General features: G+C 64.2%; 11 protein-coding genes. 6 read left to right on the forward strand and 5 right to left on the reverse strand.

What is annotated here, in order from left to right; genetic code table 11:
* Positions 1-118 precede the first annotated feature (118 nt).
* The 3 genes from hemH to ING15_RS00705 all read left to right on the forward strand — a co-directional run bounded on the left by hemH (position 119) and on the right by ING15_RS00705 (position 2,768).
* Positions 119-1,180, forward strand: a complete 1,062-nt coding sequence (gene hemH, locus ING15_RS00695; RefSeq protein WP_206452849.1) for a ferrochelatase — start codon at positions 119-121, stop codon at positions 1,178-1,180.
* 122 nt (positions 1,181-1,302) lie between these two features.
* On the forward strand, positions 1,303-2,307 hold the full coding sequence (locus ING15_RS00700) for an SPFH domain-containing protein (RefSeq protein WP_232845474.1): 1,005 nt from the start codon (positions 1,303-1,305) through the stop codon (positions 2,305-2,307).
* Entirely contained in the window at positions 2,304-2,768 is a 465-nt protein-coding gene (locus tag ING15_RS00705) for an NfeD family protein (protein ID WP_206452850.1), read from the forward strand. Before ING15_RS00700 ends, ING15_RS00705 begins: the two co-directional genes overlap by 4 nt.
* Positions 2,769-2,792: 24 nt before the next feature.
* On the opposite strand, the gene ING15_RS00710 is transcribed toward ING15_RS00705, so the two are convergent.
* Positions 2,793-3,791, reverse strand: coding sequence for a KpsF/GutQ family sugar-phosphate isomerase (locus ING15_RS00710; protein WP_408628657.1), 999 nt, complete (start codon positions 3,789-3,791; stop codon positions 2,793-2,795).
* 654 nt (positions 3,792-4,445) lie between these two features.
* Between ING15_RS00710 and ING15_RS00715 the strand changes: the two genes are divergently transcribed.
* Positions 4,446-5,732: an outer membrane beta-barrel protein gene (locus ING15_RS00715; protein WP_206452851.1), complete on the forward strand. Its 1,287-nt coding sequence runs from the start codon at positions 4,446-4,448 to the stop codon at positions 5,730-5,732.
* 51 nt (positions 5,733-5,783) lie between these two features.
* Here the strand turns inward: ING15_RS00715 and galU are convergent, their stop codons facing one another.
* On the reverse strand, positions 5,784-6,689 hold the full coding sequence (gene galU, locus ING15_RS00720) for a UTP--glucose-1-phosphate uridylyltransferase GalU (RefSeq protein WP_206452852.1): 906 nt from the start codon (positions 6,687-6,689) through the stop codon (positions 5,784-5,786).
* 227 nt (positions 6,690-6,916) lie between these two features.
* Here galU and ING15_RS00725 point away from each other — a divergent pair, with 227 nt between their 5' ends.
* A complete protein-coding gene (locus ING15_RS00725; protein ID WP_206452853.1) occupies positions 6,917-8,146 on the forward strand; it encodes a lytic murein transglycosylase in 1,230 nt (409 codons plus the stop codon).
* A 28-nt stretch (positions 8,147-8,174) separates the two neighbouring features.
* Entirely contained in the window at positions 8,175-9,611 is a 1,437-nt protein-coding gene (locus tag ING15_RS00730; RefSeq protein WP_232845475.1) for an SGNH/GDSL hydrolase family protein, read from the forward strand.
* 75 nt (positions 9,612-9,686) lie between these two features.
* On the opposite strand, the gene ING15_RS00735 is transcribed toward ING15_RS00730, so the two are convergent.
* The 3 genes from ING15_RS00735 to ING15_RS00745 all read right to left on the reverse strand — a co-directional run bounded on the left by ING15_RS00735 (position 9,687) and on the right by ING15_RS00745 (position 17,526).
* Positions 9,687-11,141, reverse strand: coding sequence for a glutamate synthase subunit beta (locus ING15_RS00735; RefSeq protein ID WP_206452854.1), 1,455 nt, complete (start codon positions 11,139-11,141; stop codon positions 9,687-9,689).
* 259 nt (positions 11,142-11,400) lie between these two features.
* The gene (gltB, locus tag ING15_RS00740) at positions 11,401-16,116 is read right to left on the reverse strand and encodes a glutamate synthase large subunit (RefSeq protein WP_206452855.1); all 4,716 of its coding nucleotides are present in this window, start codon (positions 16,114-16,116) and stop codon (positions 11,401-11,403) included.
* A 348-nt stretch (positions 16,117-16,464) separates the two neighbouring features.
* Complete coding sequence (locus tag ING15_RS00745) at positions 16,465-17,526, reverse strand: lysylphosphatidylglycerol synthase transmembrane domain-containing protein (RefSeq protein ID WP_206452856.1); 1,062 nt, start codon at positions 17,524-17,526, stop codon at positions 16,465-16,467.
* Positions 17,527-17,601 lie beyond the last annotated feature (75 nt).

Consider the following 17,601-nt stretch of genomic DNA (forward strand, 5'->3'; position numbering starts at 1 on the left):
AATGGCCCGCGAGTGGTCTACCGGGTTACCGGGCCATGCGGTCCCGGTGACACACGGATGGTCCGGCGACGAGCCAAGCGAGGCCGTGCCCCTCGCGAGACTGTACAAGGACGCGACGATGAATGCCCTGACCAAGACGATCGCCGAGCGGGCGATCGGCCCCCTCCCCTCGGGTCATCCGCCGGTCAAACAGCCGAAGGTCGGCGTTCTTCTGGTCAATCTCGGCACGCCGGACGGCACCGATTTCAAGTCGATGCGGCGCTACCTGAAGGAGTTCCTCTCCGACAAGCGGGTCATCGAGTGGCCGCGCACCGCCTGGTACCCGATCCTCTACGGCATCGTCCTCAACACGCGACCGAAGAAATCCGGCGCCGCCTATGCCGAGATCTGGAACAAGGAACGCAACGAATCACCGCTGCGGACCTTTACGCGGGCGCAAGGCGAGAAACTGGCGGCGCGCATGGCCGAGGAGGGCTCGGTGGTCGTCGACTGGGCGATGCGCTACGGCCAGCCCTCGATCGCTGAGCGCACCGACGACCTGCTAGGCCAGGGCTGCGAGCGCATTCTGGTTTATCCGCTCTATCCGCAATATGCCGCCTCGACCACGGCGACGGTGAACGATAAGTTCTTCCAGCACATGATGAGCAAGCGCTGGATGCCGGCGGTGCGCACTGTGCCGGCCTATCACGACGAGCCGGTCTATATCGATGCGCTCGCCCGCTCCATCGAGACTCATCTCGCCGGCCTCGATTTCGAGCCGGAGCGTGTGATCACCTCCTATCACGGCATACCGCAGAGCTATTTCCGCAAGGGCGATCCCTACCACTGCCACTGCCAGAAGACCTCGCGGCTGCTTGAGGAGCGGCTCGGCTGGCAGCCGGGCCGGCTGATGACCACCTTCCAGTCCCGCTTTGGGCCTGAGGAATGGCTGCAGCCCTATACCGACAAGACCGTCGAGGCATTGGCCAAGGAGGGGATCAAGCGCATCGCGGTGCTCAATCCCGGCTTCGTCTCCGATTGCCTGGAAACCCTGGAGGAGATCGCCGGCGAGGCTGGCGAGATATTCCACGAGGCCGGTGGCGAGAAATTCAGTCACATCCCCTGCCTCAACGATTCCGAACCGGGCATGGACGTCATCGAAGCGATGGTACGGCGGGAGCTGAAGGGCTGGATCGACTGATACCTGCCTGCGGCATGGGCGGAAGATCGCTTGCGTCGCGGACCGCCTGACGCAATAGTCAGACACCGGTCGGTGGTACGGGTCCGCGCCGAGCGACCCCGTCCCGAGCGGGTGGAGGTGACATGCTCTCGGGCTCTGGAATTTTCGTACTCGTTCTTCTGTTCTTCGCGATCGTCGTTCTTTTCTCGACGATCAAGACGGTGCCGCAGGGCTACAACTACACGGTCGAGAAATTCGGCCGTTATACCCGCACCCTGACGCCGGGCCTCAATATCATCGTGCCGTTCATCGAGCGGGTCGGCCGCAAGCTGAACATGATGGAGCAGGTCCTGGACGTTCCCACCCAGGAGGTCATCACCCGCGACAACGCGTCGGTGGCAGCCGACGGTGTCGCCTTCTATCAGGTGCTCGACGCGGCGGCGGCCGCCTACGAGGTCTCCGGGCTGGAAAACGCCATTCTCAATCTCGTCATGACCAATCTGCGCTCGGTCATGGGCTCGATGGACCTCGACGATCTTCTGTCGAACCGCGACGCGATTTCGGAAAAGATCCTGCGGGTCGTCGATCAGGCGGCCAATAGCTGGGGCATCAAGATCACCCGCATCGAGATCAAGGACATCAATCCCCCGAAGAACCTCGTCGATTCCATGGCCCGGCAGATGATGGCCGAACGTGAGAAGCGGGCCGAAATCCTGGAAGCCGAAGGCTCGCGTAATGCCGCGATCCTCAGGGCCGAGGGCGAGAAACAGTCGCAGATCCTGCAGGCCGAAGGCAAGCGCGAGGCGGCATGGCGCGAAGCGGAGGCGCGCGAGCGGCTGGCCGAGGCAGAGGCGACCGCCACCCGCGTCGTCTCGGAGGCGATCGCCGCCGGCGACATTCAGGCGATCAACTATTTCGTCGCGCAGAAATACACCGAAGCCCTCGCCAAGATCGCCTCGGCCCCCAATCAGCGGGTTGTGCTGATGCCGCTGGAAGCCTCCTCGCTGATCGGCTCGATCACCGGAATCGCCGAGGTCGCCCGCGCCACCTTCGGCGAGGCGGGTCAGGCTGCTTCGCGAACTACCCCGCGCGTGCCCGCAAGCGGCAACCGGGCCTCGGAGTCGCCACTGGGACGGAGCGAACCGTGAACACCCTCGTCGAGGCACTGTCGGACTATGGCTGGTGGATTCTCGGCCTCGTCCTGCTCGCGCTCGAAGTCGTCTTGCCGGGCGTCTATTTGCTGTTTTTCGGCATAGCCGCGCTGATCGTCGGCATGAACACCCTGTTTCTGGGCACCAGCGGCTGGTTCGGCTGGGAGCAACAGGTCCTCGCCTTCGTCGTGCTGTCGGCCATCAGCGTCTATCTCGGGCGGCGCTGGTACGGCTCCAAAAGCGAGGCCGGCGAATCGGGATTGCTCAATCGCCGGACGCGCCGCCTGATCGGCCGCGAGGCGGTACTGACTCAGGCGATCGTCAACGGCCGCGGCCGTGTCGCCATTGAGGATAGCTGGTGGAGCGTCGAGGGGCCGGACCTGCCCGAGGCGGGCCGCGTGCGCATTATCGGCGCCAAGGGATCGGTTCTGACGGTGGAGCCGGTTCAGCCCAACTGACGGGCCGTTTGCCATGCCTTGCGGTCAGGCGACGCCGATCCGCAACAAATCGTGCAGATGCACGATCCCGACCGGCCGCTTCTGACGCACCACCATCAACGCCGTGATGTTGAGGCTGTTGACGATGTCGAGCGCCTTCGCCGTCAGCGTTTCCGGCTCGATCGTCTTGGGGTCGCGGGTCATCACCGCATCGACCGTCTGCCTGAGAAGGTCGTCGCCCAGATGCCGACGCAGATCGCCGTCGGTGACGAGGCCGGTCAGGCAGCCATCTGGATCGATCACGGCCACGCAGCCGAACCCCATGCGCGACATCACGATGATCGCTTCCGACATCGGCGTGCCGGACGGCACCAGCGGCATCGCCTCGCCGACATGCATGATGTCGCCGACATGCATCAGGCTCGCGCCCAGCTGGCCGCCGGGATGGAAGACCCGGAAGTCGCCCGGCGTGAAGCCGCGTCGCTCGAGCAGCGCGACCGCGAGGGCGTCGCCGAGCGCCACTTGCAGCGTCGTCGAGGTGGTCGGAGCCAGGCCGTGCGGACAGGCTTCGGCCACCCGCGGCAATGTCAGCGCCTCGTCGGCCTCGCGTCCGAGTGTCGAATCGGGGCGGGACGTGACCGCGACGAGCGGAATACGGAAGCGCCTCGAATAGGCGACGATCCCCTTCAGTTCTGCGGTTTCCCCGGACCACGACATGGCGAGGATGGCGTCGCCCCGCCCGATCATGCCGAGATCGCCGTGATTGGCTTCGGCCGGATGGACGAAGAACGCCGGGGTACCGGTCGAAGCGAAGGTGGCCGCGATCTTCGCGCCGATATGTCCGCTTTTGCCGACGCCGGTGACGATCAGCCGGCCCTCGATCTGCTGAATGATGTCGAGAACGCGCTCGAACGGCGCCGCCATATCGGTCTTCAACAGACCCGCCAGCGCCATCAGCCCTTCGGCTTCGGTCTCGATCGTGCGCACGGCGGACAGCGCGCCGAGGCGCGCTGCGGCATTCTCAGGCTCGGGATTGGGAATCACGTTGTCGCATGCTCCTGTCGGGCTCCGCCGCCACGGTTTCATTGCCGTCAATCGCAGGCCGTTCGGGCCAGATGATGACATGGGCCGGCATTCCAAGTCCACGTCGGGATGTGTGCCCGCGCGGTAACGACTTCTTAACCATGAAAATTTACCTATCGACAAGCTCGGGTTTTGCCGCGCGTGCTCGCAGAAGGTGCAGACGACGCCGCGATGGTTTGGACATTCCGCCGATTCCGATTGACGCTGGCCACTGCCGCTCTTGGCCTCGCCTCGCCCTTCCTATCCGGGCTGAGCCCTGTCGCGGCTTTGGGCCAGACACTTTCCATGCCGGAACTGCGGACAGATGGCGAACTGCTGGGATCGCGGGGTCTCGATGGCTTGCGAACGAACACCCGCACCCTCAGCAGCGCATCCCAGGAATTGAATGCCCAGGATCCGGCGTCGCGTCCGCGAGACCGCCCGCCGCTCGACGAGGCTTTGGAGCCTCCGGTCAACAAGCCTCCGAGGCCAGCGCGGGAATTCGACCTGTTCAGCGGACCTGCGAGCAAGGCGGACGCACTCGACACCACACCCCGTCGCGCGCGCCCGGCCCAACCGGCCAAGGCGTTGGATTCGCGATCCGGCCGCGTTGACGAAGCTGCGAAAGATCAAGCCGTGCAGGAAGACCTGCGGCGGCAGAACCGCCGTCCGTCGGCCCGCCTTCAGCCCAGCAATCCGCCGCTCGCCGCAGGCGTCGCCGGCGAAGCCCTGGCCGCCGATTCCAGCGTGCGGACCAACCGGCCGGCCGAGGCAATCGGACGCATTATCCGCCGCGACGCGGACGATCCTTTTGCGCCCGTCGGCATCCGCGCCGGCAGCCTGATACTCTATCCCGAGCTGATCCAGACCCTTGGCGCCTCGACCAATCTCGACAAGATCCCAGGCGGAGAAGGCGGCGTCTTCAGCGAGACGACCATCTCGGCGCGTCTCCTGTCCGACTGGTCGCATGACGAGGCGGAGTTGAACTCGCGCCTCACCTTCCGCCGAAACTTCTCCGGCGAGAACCGCGACGACCCGGAGGCGGCGGTCGACGGTCGATTGCGGTTCGACCTCGACCGCGTCACGACCGCAACGCTCAGGGGCGCGGTGGCGTATCGCCGCGAGGACGTCAGCGAGCTCGACCCCGCCCTGCGCAATTCCGACCGCCCCGAGGTGCTCAACGCCTCGACCTCGGCGCAGCTTCAACGCGGTTTCGGCCGGTTGCGCGTCACCGCCACAGGAACCGCTGCCCGCGAGGCCTATTTCGGCCTGCCTTCCGGATCCCGCGACCAGAGCTACACGACGCTCACGGCGGGGTTGAGAACAGGCTACGAACTGTCGCCGGCGCTCACGCCCTTCATCGAGGGCAGCGTCGGCTGGCGCCTGTTCGACGATTCGAGCAACGGGGGCGCGAACGATGTCGAGCGGGATTCGCTGCTTCCCTCGCTGCGCGCGGGTATGGCGCTGGACCTCACTGAAAAGCTGACAGGCGAGATCGCCGCCGGCTACGCCTGGAACCTGCCGGACGATCCAGCCGCCGAGGCGACCGGCACACCGACCCTCGACGCCAATCTCGTCTGGTCGCCGCGACGCGGGACGGACGTAACCTTCGCCGCCCGCACCGCTTTCGATCCTGACACCACAGGCCAGTCCACCACGACATCCTACGAAGGGTCCATCGGCCTGCGGCACGTGCTGACGGCGCGCACGGACCTGACCGCGGCGCTGACCGCCGAATACAGCGACTCGACGCTTCCCCAGGCCGACGAGACCACCGTGACCGGCGAGACCGGCATCACCTATTGGCTCAACCGCACCCTCGCCTTCACCGGCCTCTACAGCCATCAGGAGGTCTATGCGAAATCGCCTGGCGGCGACTACAGCGCCGACACGATTCGTCTCGGAGTGAAGCTGCAGCGCTGAACCGGCCGACGCGAACGCGACCGGCAAACCATCCCGCGAGGGGATCGAGCGCTATTCGACGGTCGGGTCGTCACCATTGGGCTCGACCGTATGGATGAGCCGTTCGATATTACCGATCACCTTTTCCCGGATATCGGGGCGCCACAGGGCGAAGGCGACGTTGGCCTCGACAAAACCTTCCTTCGACCCGCAATCGAAGGTCCGTCCGGCAAACGGATAGGCCGAGAATTCCTGGCGGCCCGCCAGTTTCAGCATGGCATCGGTGAGCTGGATCTCGTTGCCCGCGCCTTTTTCCTGGGTCTTCAGGATGTCGAAGATTTCCGGTTGCAGAATGTAGCGGCCCGAAATGTAGTAATTCGACGGCGCGTCGGCTGGCTGCGGTTTTTCCACCATGCCGTCGACGCGGAAACCGGCGCCGACCGCCTCGCCCTCGCCGACGATGCCGTATTTCTGCGTCTCGTTCGGGTCGCATTGTTCGACCGAGATCACATTACCGCCGGCGGTTTCGTAAAGCTCCACCATCGCCGCCAGACAGCCCTTTTCCGCCTGCATGATCATGTCCGGCAGAAGCAGAGCGAACGGCTCGTTGCCGACCAGATCGCGGGCACACCAGACCGCGTGCCCGAGGCCGAGCGGGGCCTGCTGGCGGGTAAAGCTCGCCGTGCCCGGCTTTGGCTGGAGATCGTCGAGCAGCTTGAGTTCGACGGATTTGCCGCGCTCGGCCAAGGTGTTGGAAAGCTCGACCTGGATGTCGAAATAGTCCTCGATGACGCCCTTGTTGCGGCCGGTGACGAAGATCAGGTGCTCGATTCCAGCCTCCCACGCCTCGTCGACGACATACTGGATGACCGGCCGATCGACGACCGTCAGCATTTCCTTCGGGATGGATTTCGTCGCCGGCAGGAAGCGCGTGCCCAGGCCCGCGACCGGAAAGACAGCTTTTCTGACTTTTTTCATGATGGCTTGGTCCTCAAATCCTTGGCGACATGTGCGCGAGAAGGCTGCTTGGTCGACATCGCTATTTTAGCGTCTCGCCGCCTTTTCGCCGTGAAATAGCGAAACAAGTCGGCAAAACCAGTCGACCGCGCGTTTGCAACCCTGCGGAGTGGTGAACGAACTCTTAACGACCTCACCGTAGTCTTCCAACCTCGCTCAGCCGAATGAAACGACCAAGGAGAAGACACATGCAACGAACGACCGGACCCCGCTTGAGATGGCTCGGATCGGCCCTCGTCGCGGTGGTCGTATCGATCTTTCTCGCGGCCCCGGCGGTCGCCGATGCCGGCTTTCAGCGCTGGATCCAGAATTTCGAGAGCGTCGCGGCGAAGAGCGGCATCAGCCGCAACGTCTATCGCGCCGCGTTCGCGGGCGTCACGTCGCCCGACCCCGATGTTCTTGAGAAAGCCCGCTACCAGCCTGAGTTCAAGGACACGGTGTGGGACTACGTCGACAACCGCGTCAACGACGAGCAGGTCGCCAAGGGCCAGGCGATGCGCGCCAAATATGATAGCTGGCTCGATCGCATCGAAAAGCGGTTTGGGGTCGATCGCGACATCCTTTTGGCGATCTGGTCGATGGAGACCAATTACGGACGGATTCTCACCCGCGATGACGTGATGAAGAGCCTGCCGCGCTCGCTCGCCACCCTCGCCTATCTCGACAAGCGCCGCGGCAAATTCGCCCGTCAGCAGCTCATCGCGGCGCTGAAGATCGTCCAGGCGGGCCATATCGCTCCGCAAAAGCTCACCAGTTCCTGGGCCGGGGCGATGGGCCACACCCAGTTCATCCCGACCAGTTACCTCGCCTACGCCGCCGACATCGACGGCGACGGTCGCGCCAACATCTGGGAATCGATTCCCGACGCGCTCGCCACGGCAGCCAATCTTCTGCGCAAGAACGGTTGGCAAGGCGGCAAGACCTGGGGTTACGAAGTCGTCGTTCCCGACCGCTATCGGGGCAAGCTCGAGCGCGACAATCGAACCTTGGGCGAGTGGCAGAGCCTTGGATTTCGCCGGCCGAACGGCAAAGGTTTCCCGTCTCCTTCCGACAATGCCAATCTTGTTCGTCTGGCCGGCGACAACGGACCGGCGTTTCTGATGACCAAGAATTTCTTCGTCCTGAAACGCTACAACAACGCCGACAAATATGCGCTCGCCGTGGGCATGCTCGGCGACCGCATCGGCGGATATGGCGGGCTTTATCGCGACTGGCCGCGCGGTTACACGCCGCTTTCCAGCCAGGAGCGCTACGAACTCCAAAAGCATCTTGCCTCCAGAGGCCTTTATGACGGCAAGATCGATGGTAAGATCGGTTCGGGATCGAAATCGGCGATCATGTCGTTACAGGGAAGGGCCGGCATGGCGAAGGACGGCAACGCGTCCAAGGCGCTGCTGGAGTTCCTGCGCCGGAACTGAACCGCAGCAAGCAAGGCTCCGATCGGAAATGATGGCACGGCAAGCGACGATGACGGTCTGGCGAAGGGCGCGATTGGCCCTCGTCGCCGCTATTGCCGGTTGCGCCGTGCTGATCACCGGACTGGCGCCGACCGGCACGGTTTCCGCGCAAGAGCGTCCGCGGACCGTCCTGGAGATGCTGTTCGGCGGCGGTACGCGCGCTGCTCCAGAACGCCGTGTCATCCGCAAGAAGGTGATCCGTAAGAAGAAATCCTCGGTGCGCAAAAAGACCAAGGCCAGCAGAAAGGCCAAGGTTCGAAAGAAGGCTCGGCGCAGTTCATCCAAAAAGCAGGCTACAAGCCGCAAATCAACGACTCGCGCCAGCGCCGCGCAAATCGCCGAGGACGAGCAGACAACCAAGGATGCCAATGCCCAAAAGGTGCTGGTGGTCGGCGATTTCCTTGCCGATTCACTCGCCGATGGCCTCGACACGATCTATGGCGACAACGAAATGGTCACCGTCGAATCCCGGATCAACGGCTCGTCCGGGCTGGTCCGCGATGACTTCTACGATTGGCCGAAAAACCTCGGCCCGATCATCGATGAGGAAAAACCGGCGGTGCTCGTCATGATGATCGGCTCCAATGATCGTCAGCCGATCGAATTGGGATCGAGGACCCTGTCGCCGCGATCGGAAGCCTGGACGAAGGAGTACGAGAGCCGCATCGGGGGAATCGCCGAGATCGTAAAGAACCGCAATATTCCCCTGATTTGGGTCGGCATGCCGTCATTCAAATTCGAGCGGATGAGCGAGGACATGGTCTTCCTCAATGATCTCTACCGCAAGGGCGCGACGAAGGTTTCAGGCCAATTCGTCGATATCTGGGAAGGCTTCGTCGACGCCAATGGCAATTTCGTCTATTCGGGGCCCGGCGTCAGCGGCCAACAGGTACAGCTTCGCAACTCCGACGGCATCACCATGACCGAGGCGGGCGATGACAAGATGGCTTTCTTCGCGGAGCGCGCCATCGCCCGCGTCTTGAAGAATTCCGCCTCTCCCTTGATCAGCCTGTCGGCCGAACAGTTGCCGAACATGCAATTGCCGCCGCTCGGCAATGCGGCCAACGCGGTGACGGCAGCGCCCATGTCCATCGATGATCCGGCGCTCGATGGGGCAGACACACTGCTGGGCGGTGGAACGACCCGCGGCTTCACGCTGGAGCCATCGCCGCGCGATCGCCTCATCGCCGGCAACGGAACCGGGGACGTGCAAGGCCGGGCGGACAATTTCGCCTGGAACGAAAAGACCCGCGCCGTAGTGCCGGAGGGGCCGCCGATTGCCTATCGCGGCTCGCTGGACCTGAACGCCGTTCGCGCCTCCGAGGGCCTCAAGCCGCCTGAAGAGATGCCATCGATACTCGATGCGATCATCCAGGATTGGAACGCGGACAGCGACGCCGCCAGGGGCGACGGCCCCGCCAACTGACATCGATCAACAAAGCGCGGCGCGGCGAGTGACGCGCAGCAGTATCTGTCAGGGCAGCGAGGCCGTATGTTCCCGTCAGCGCGGCAAGGTCGTTTCGCCCATCAGGTCGAGATCGATCGCCCGCGCCGCCTGCCGGCCCTCCCGGATAGCCCAAACGACCAAGGACTGGCCGCGACGCGTATCGCCCGCCGCGTAGAGCTTGTCCAGCGACGTCAGATAGCGCTCGTCATCGGCCGCGATCGCGACGTTGCCGCGCCGGTCGGTGCGGGTCGCCAGCGCATCGCCCGCGTCGCGCATGAAGCCATCCATGAACGGACCCGCGAAGCCGATGGCGATGAAAGCGAGATCCGCCTTGATGACGAACTCGGTTCCAGGCAACGGCTTGCGTTGCTCGTCGACTTCCGCGCACTCGACGCCGGTGAGGATGCCGTCCTCGCCGACGAAGGCGAGCGTCGCGATCTGGAATTCGCGGATCGCGCCTTCCGCCTGGCTCGACGAGGTCCGCATCTTGGTGGCCCAATAGGGCCAGACTTCGAGCTTGTTCTCTGTCTTCGGCGGCTGCGGGCGAATGTCGAGCTGCGTCACCTTGACCGCGCCCTGGCGGAATGCGGTGCCGACGCAATCCGATGCCGTATCGCCGCCGCCAACGACGACGACATGCTTGCCGCCGGCCCAGATCTCCTCGCTCGGCCAGCCGACGCTGGCGATATTCTCGCTGGCAACCCGGCGATTCTGCTGCACGAGATAGGGCATCGCGTCATAGATGCCGGTCAGCCCCTCGTCGGGAATCCCGGCGTCGCGCGGGCGCTCGGCACCGCCGCAGAACAACACCGCGTCGTATTCGGCGGTCAGTTCCTCCACCCGCTTGTCCTTACCGACATTGACGCCGCAAAAGAAGGTGACCCCCTCGCCTTCCATCTGCGCGACGCGCCGGTCGATCCAGTGCTTTTCCATCTTGAAGTCCGGAATGCCGTAGCGCATCAGGCCGCCCGGGCGCGATTCCCGCTCGAACACATGCACGTCATGGCCGGCGCGGCCAAGCTGTTGCGCGGCGGCGAGACCCGCCGGCCCGGAGCCGATGATCGCAACCCGCTTGCCTGTCTTGGTCTTGGCCGGCTGCGGCTTGATCAGCCCGAGCTTGTAGGCCTTGTCGGCCAGAGCTTGCTCGACCGTCTTGATCGCCACCGGTACGTCTTCGAGGTTCAGCGTACAGGCTTCCTCGCAGGGCGCCGGGCAGATACGGCCGGTGAACTCGGGAAAATTGTTGGTCGAATGCAGGTTGCGGATCGCCGTCTCCCAGTCGCCCTGGTAGACGAGATCGTTCCAGTCCGGGATCTGGTTGTGGATCGGACAGCCCGTCGGCCCGTGGCAATAGGGAATGCCGCAGTCCATGCAGCGCGCCGCCTGCTTGCCGACCTCTTCGTCCGACATCGGCAGGGTGAACTCGCGGAAATGGCGAATGCGATCGGATGCCGGCTGATACTTGTGCGTCTGCCGATCGATCTCGAGAAATCCGGTAACCTTGCCCATGCCGTCACTCCATTCTTCCAGCTCGTCCCAAGCCGGGAGCACTTCCTAGAACGAAGCCCGAGGAGCGCGCCGCCGCCCCCGCTCCGGACCCGGTTCATCTGAATGCAGGCGTCGTCGTGCCGAAGCCGCTTTGCCTGCGCTGTTGCCGCAATTCGCGGGGAACGTCGACCATCCGCCACATCCCGGAGGTGCCGTGCATCTTTGGTACGCGCGGCAGTATCAGTCCGTCGGTTCGATGGAAGAACGTTGAGAGAGCCCCCTACTCCGCCGCCACGCCCATACGCATGCGCTCCATCTCCTGTAGCGCCCGGCGGTATTCGACCGGCATCACCTTGACGAATTTCGGCCGGTGAACCTCCCAGTTCTCCAGCACCTCGGCCGCGCGCCCGGAGCCGGTGTAGTGGAGGTGGTTGGAAATCAGCTGGAACAACCGTTCGTCGTCATGGCCCGTCATGTCCGAGGACACGTCGACGCGGCCCTTGTAGGCAAGGTCGCCGCCATGGTGATGCAGCTTCTCCAGGAGATCGTCCTCTTCCGGCACCGGCTCCAGGTCGACCATCGCCATGTTGCAGCGCTCGGCAAAGTCGCCGACCGCGTCGTAGACATAGGCGACACCGCCCGACATCCCGGCCGCGAAATTGCGCCCGGTCTGGCCGAGGATCACCACGACGCCACCGGTCATGTATTCGCAGCCATGGTCGCCAACGCCTTCGACCACCGCGATCGCGCCTGAATTGCGGACCGCGAAGCGCTCACCGGCCACGCCCCGGAAGTAGCATTCGCCCGAGATCGCGCCGTAGAGCACGGTATTGCCGACAATAATCGACTCCTCCGGCATGACGCGGGAGTTGGCACGCGGCTTGACGACGATGCGGCCGCCCGAGAGCCCCTTGCCGACATAGTCGTTGCCGTCGCCGGTCAACTCGAAGGTGATGCCGCGCGCGAGAAACGCGCCGAAGCTCTGTCCGGCAGTGCCGCTGAGCTTCACCGTGATCGTATCGTCGCGCAGCCCCTTCAGGCCGTAGCGCCTAGCGACTTCGCCCGACAGCATCGCCCCGGTCGAGCGATCGACATTGGTGATCGGCGTTTCGATCACCACGGTCTGCCGCGCCGTCAGGGCCGGTTCGGCCTCGGCGATCAGCTTGCGGTCGAGAATATCGATGATCGGGTGCTCCTGACGCTTGGTCCAGCGCAGTTCCTCAGCCGGTGCGTCCGGCTTGAAGAACACCTTGGAGAAGTCGAGTCCCTTGGCCTTCCAGTGGTCGATCATCTCCTTGCGGTCGAGCAATTGCGACTCACCGATCAGATCGGACAGATGGCGCACGCCCATCTCCGCCATGATCATGCGCACCTCTTCTGCGACGTAGAAGAAGAAGTTGATGACATGCTCGGGCGTGCCCTTGAAGCGCTTACGCAGGACCGGATCCTGCGTCGCGACGCCGACCGGGCAGGTGTTGAGGTGGCATTTGCGCATCATGATGCAGCCGGCGGCGATCAGCGGTGCGGTCGAGAAGCCGAACTCGTCGGCGCCGAGCAGCGCTCCGATAATGACGTCGCGACCAGTTCTGAGCCCCCCGTCGACCTGCAGGCAAACCCGCGAGCGTAGGCCGTTCAGCACCAGCGTCTGCTGCGTCTCGGCCAGCCCCATCTCCCACGGGCTGCCGGCGTGCTTGATCGAGGTCAGCGGCGAAGCACCCGTGCCGCCGTCGTAGCCGGCGACGATGATATGGTCGGCGCGCGCCTTGGCGACGCCCGCCGCGACCGTGCCGACGCCGACCTCGGAGACCAGCTTCACCGAAATATCGGCCGCCGAATTGACGTTCTTCAGATCGTAGATCAGCTGCGCCAGATCCTCGATCGAATAGATGTCGTGGTGCGGCGGCGGCGAGATCAGGCCGACGCCCGGAGTCGAGTGCCGGGTCTTGGCGATGGTCGCGTCGACCTTATGGCCGGGCAGCTGTCCGCCCTCGCCGGGCTTGGCGCCTTGCGCGACCTTGATCTGCAGCATGTCAGCGTTGACCAGGTACTCCGCCGTCACGCCGAACCGGCCCGACGCGATCTGCTTGATCGCCGAGCGCTCCGGATTAGCCGATCCATCACGCAGCGGCGTGAAGCGGTCGGATTCCTCGCCGCCCTCGCCGGTGTTCGACTTGCCGCCGATCCGGTTCATCGCGCGCGCCAGCGTCGTGTGCGCCTCGCGGGAGATCGAGCCGAAGCTCATCGCGCCGGTGCAAAACCGCTTGACGATCTCCTTGGCCGGCTCGACCTCGTCGAGCGGTACGGGCTGACGCCCCGCCTCTTCGGCGGTTTTGATGCGGAAGAGGCCTCGGATGGTCGAGTTCTGGACGGCGGACTCGTTCACCATCTTGGCGTAGTCCTGGTACTTGTCCCAGGAATCGGTCCGCACCGCATGCTGCAGCGTCGCCACCGCGTCCGGCGACCAGATGTGGCTTTCGCCGCGCATCCGGTAGACATACTCACCGCCAATCTCGAGCGAGCGGGCCAGCACCGGATCGTCGGAGAAGGCGCGGGCATGGCGCTCGGCCGTCTCGCGCGCCACCTCGTCGAGGCCGACGCCCTCGATGGTCGTCGCCGTTCCGGTGAAATACCGCTCGACGAACTCCGACTGAAGGCCGACGGCGTCGAAGATCTGGGCGCCGCAATAGGACTGGTAGGTCGAGATGCCCATCTTGGACATCACCTTCAAAAGCCCCTTGCCCACCGACTTGATGTAGCGGGTGACCACCTCGTTCGGATCGACCTCCGGCGGGAATTCCTGGCGCCGGTGCATTTCGAGCAGGGTATCGAAGGCGAGATAGGGGTTGATCGCCTCGGCCCCGTAGCCGGCCAGACACGCGAAGTGATGCACCTCGCGCGGTTCGCCGGATTCGACGACGAGCCCGGCCGCCGTACGCAGCCCTTTGCGAATCAAATGATGATGGACCGCCGCGCAGGCGAGCAGCGACGGGATCGGAATCCGGTCAGGGCCGACCTGCCGGTCCGACAGGATGATGATGTTGTAGCCGCCGACCACCGCGGCCTCGGCCCGCTCGCACAAGCGATCGAGCGCCCCCGCCATGCCCGCCGCGCCGCTTTCGGCCGCATAAGTCATGTCGAGCGTCTTGGTGTCGAAGCGGTCCTCGGTATGGCCGATATTGCGGATCTTTTCGAGGTCACCATTGGTCAGGATCGGCTGGCGCACCTCCAGACGCTTGCGGCGCGAGGAGCCTTCCAGATCGAAGATGTTCGGCCGTGGCCCGATGAAGGAGACGAGGCTCATCACCAGTTCTTCGCGGATCGGGTCGATCGGCGGATTGGTGACCTGGGCGAAATTCTGCTTGAAATAGGTGTAGAGCAGCTTCGAGTTCGACGACATCGCCGAGATCGGTGTGTCGGTGCCCATCGAGCCGATCGCTTCCTGGCCGGTGGTCGCCATCGGCGCCATCAGCGTGCGGGTCTCCTCAATCGTGTAGCCGAAGGCCTGCTCGCGGTCGAGCAGCGAGACGTCCGAGCGCGAAGCCCGCGGCGCCACGGGCTTCAAATCTTCCAGGATGATCTGGGTGTTCTTTAGCCAATCGCGATAGGGGTGCGCGCCGGCCATCTCGCGCTTGATTTCGTCATCGGAGACGATCCGGCCCTTTTCCAGATCGATCAACAGCATCCGGCCCGGCTGCAGCCGCCACTTGGTGACGATCCGCTCCTCGGGAATTTCCAGCGTTCCGGCTTCCGAGGCCATGATGACGAGATCGTCGTCGGTGACGACGTAGCGCGCTGGTCGCAAGCCGTTGCGGTCAAGCGTCGCGCCGATCTGCCTGCCGTCGGTGAAGGCGACGGCCGCTGGCCCGTCCCAAGGCTCCATCAACGCCGCATGATACTCGTAGAAGGCCTGTGTGTCCTTCGCCATCTGCTTGTTGCCGGCCCATGCTTCCGGGATCAGCATCATCATGGCGTGGGCGAGCGGATAGCCGCCCTCGGTGAGGAATTCCAGCGCGTTGTCGAAGCAGGCGGTGTCCGACTGGCCCTCGTAGGAGATCGGCCAGAGCTTCGAGATATCGTTGCCGAAGAGCTCCGAATCGACCGACGCCTGACGCGCCGCCATCCAGTTGACGTTGCCGCGCAGGGTGTTGATCTCGCCATTATGGGCGACCATCCGATACGGATGAGCCAATCTCCAGGAGGGGAACGTGTTGGTCGAGAACCGCTGGTGGACGAGGGCGAGCGCGCTGGTGAAGCGCGGGTCCGTCAGATCCGCGTAATACGAGCCGAGCTGATAGGCAAGAAACATTCCCTTGTAGACGATCGTCCGCGAGGAGAGCGACACAACATAAAAGCCGATATCCTCGCCCTTGGCCTCCGAATAGACCCGGTTCGAGACGACCTTGCGCAGGATGAAAAGCCGACGCTCGAACTCGTCGTCACCGGGGACGGACGCGGCACGTGCGATGAAGATCTGCCGATGCACCGGCTCGGTCGCGACGATCTCCGGTGCCTCGGACAGCTCTTTATTCGACACCGGCACGTCGCGCCAGCCGAGCACCGTCTGGCCTTCCTCACGCGCCACGTCCTCGAACACCGCCTCGATGTGCTGCCGCTGTTCGGCATCCCTCGGCATGAAGACATGACCAACGCCGTAGTCACCGGGCTCCGGCAGATCGACGCCCTGAGCCGCCATCTCCTCTTTGAAGAAATCATGCGGGATCTGGACGAGCATTCCCGCCCCGTCCCCCATCAGCGGGTCCGCCCCGACGGCACCGCGGTGGGTCAGGTTCTGAAGGATCTGCAAACCCTTCTCGACGATGGAATGGGACTTTTCGTTCTTCAGATGGGCGATGAAGCCGACGCCGCAGGCATCGTGTTCGTTGCGCGGATCGTAGAGTCCCGTCCGTCTGGGCGCCGTGCGCGGTTTGATCGCGGCGGCAACGTCCGTGGTCGAGATCGCTGTCTCGAAGGTTTCAGCGTGGGACAGATTCGTCATCGCGTCGTCTCCCGTCGTCGCGGCCCGGCATTCAGCCGCGCCCATGTCTTTGCCTGGCCTATCCGCAGCCACACTTTTGGGCCCGGTTCGGCGTGGCCATCGGAGTATGTCCCCGCATCCGGCCGTCGCCCGAGCATTCAATTTCAGCCGGCTTGTCGCACGACCTCTGGCGTCAGGATAGAACCCGGCCGCGTCTTTTAGGCGCGAAGCCCACGCCCGCACGACCTATTTGCATCATATTATGACAGCATTGCTGTCCTATAAGCGGCAATATGGCAGAACTCACCGGGATCGGCAAGATGGCGGGCGCGAACCCTTTCCCACTCTCTCGCGCGGGCCTGGGAATCCTCAATCGCCGGCCTCTTGAGCACGCTCCGCCTCCCGCGCCTGCCGAATATCGATTCCGCTCCGCCACAGGAACAACAGGCCGACCGTGACCATCAGCACGATGGTGAAAACGTGGTTGAACAGGATCATCGCCAGCGCCTGCTCGTCGGGCACTCCGAGCAGCTTCAGCGCGAAGCCGGAGCCGATGACGAAGCCGCCGGGGACGCGGACGAACCGCGCCAGCACCAGGGCAAAGCCCGCGAAAATCATCAGGAAGAGATAGTCGAGCGGAGCCAGAATGACACCGACCGCCAGACCGGCCCAGAGGAAATGCGTCGCCGCGATGAGTTTCATAACGACGCTGGCCAAGACCGCCCCGATCTGGCGGCGTCGATCGCGCGGCCAGACGATGCCGTCGCGAACGGCCTGCCTCAGCCCGTCGAGCCGGCCCCGCCCCCTGGCGCCCAGCCAATCGATACAGCGGCTGACCCGCGCGTTCTCGTCGCCCAGCGGCGAGCGCCCAATGAACAGCAGATACAATAGCCCGGAAAACAGCACGAGGTTCAGACCACCCGCGACCGCCAGACCCGTCCTCACATCACCGTCAACATCCGGAATTCGGCCGGCCAGCGCCACGAAAGCGGCGAGCAAGGCGAACACGATTCCGTCCAGAAACCGCTCGATCGCCGAGGTCATGAGCACACTGGCCATCCGCAGCCCCTCCAGCCGCGCGATCAGCCATGAGCGCACGAGCGGGCTGATGCCGAGGGGAACGAGAATCGCGAGCCCGTAGCCCGCCATGATCGCCCCGAACAGCCTGACACTTGAGATCGGCTTCAGATCGAACAGGATCTGGCGCCATTTCCAGCCGCGGGTCAGTTGCTCGAGCAGAATCGTTGCCGCCAGCATGACCAGCCAGCCCATGTGGGCGGTCGCGACCGCCGACAGAAATCGGCTGACGTCGAGGCCCCGGTAAAGCCAGAACAGGGTTGCGAGCGCGACGGCCGCCCCGATGACCGGAAGCGCCCAGCGGAAAAATAGGCCGGCTCCATTGCCAGCAGTCGTGGATTTCGCGGTCGCCATTCGGTGCTGCTAACATCCCGATGCGAGCCTGGGCACGACAAATTCGTCTTCGCTGAGATCTGACACACGAAGGTG

This window comes from Aurantimonas marina (assembly GCF_017183135.1).
GTDB lineage: Bacteria > Pseudomonadota > Alphaproteobacteria > Rhizobiales > Rhizobiaceae > Aurantimonas > Aurantimonas marina.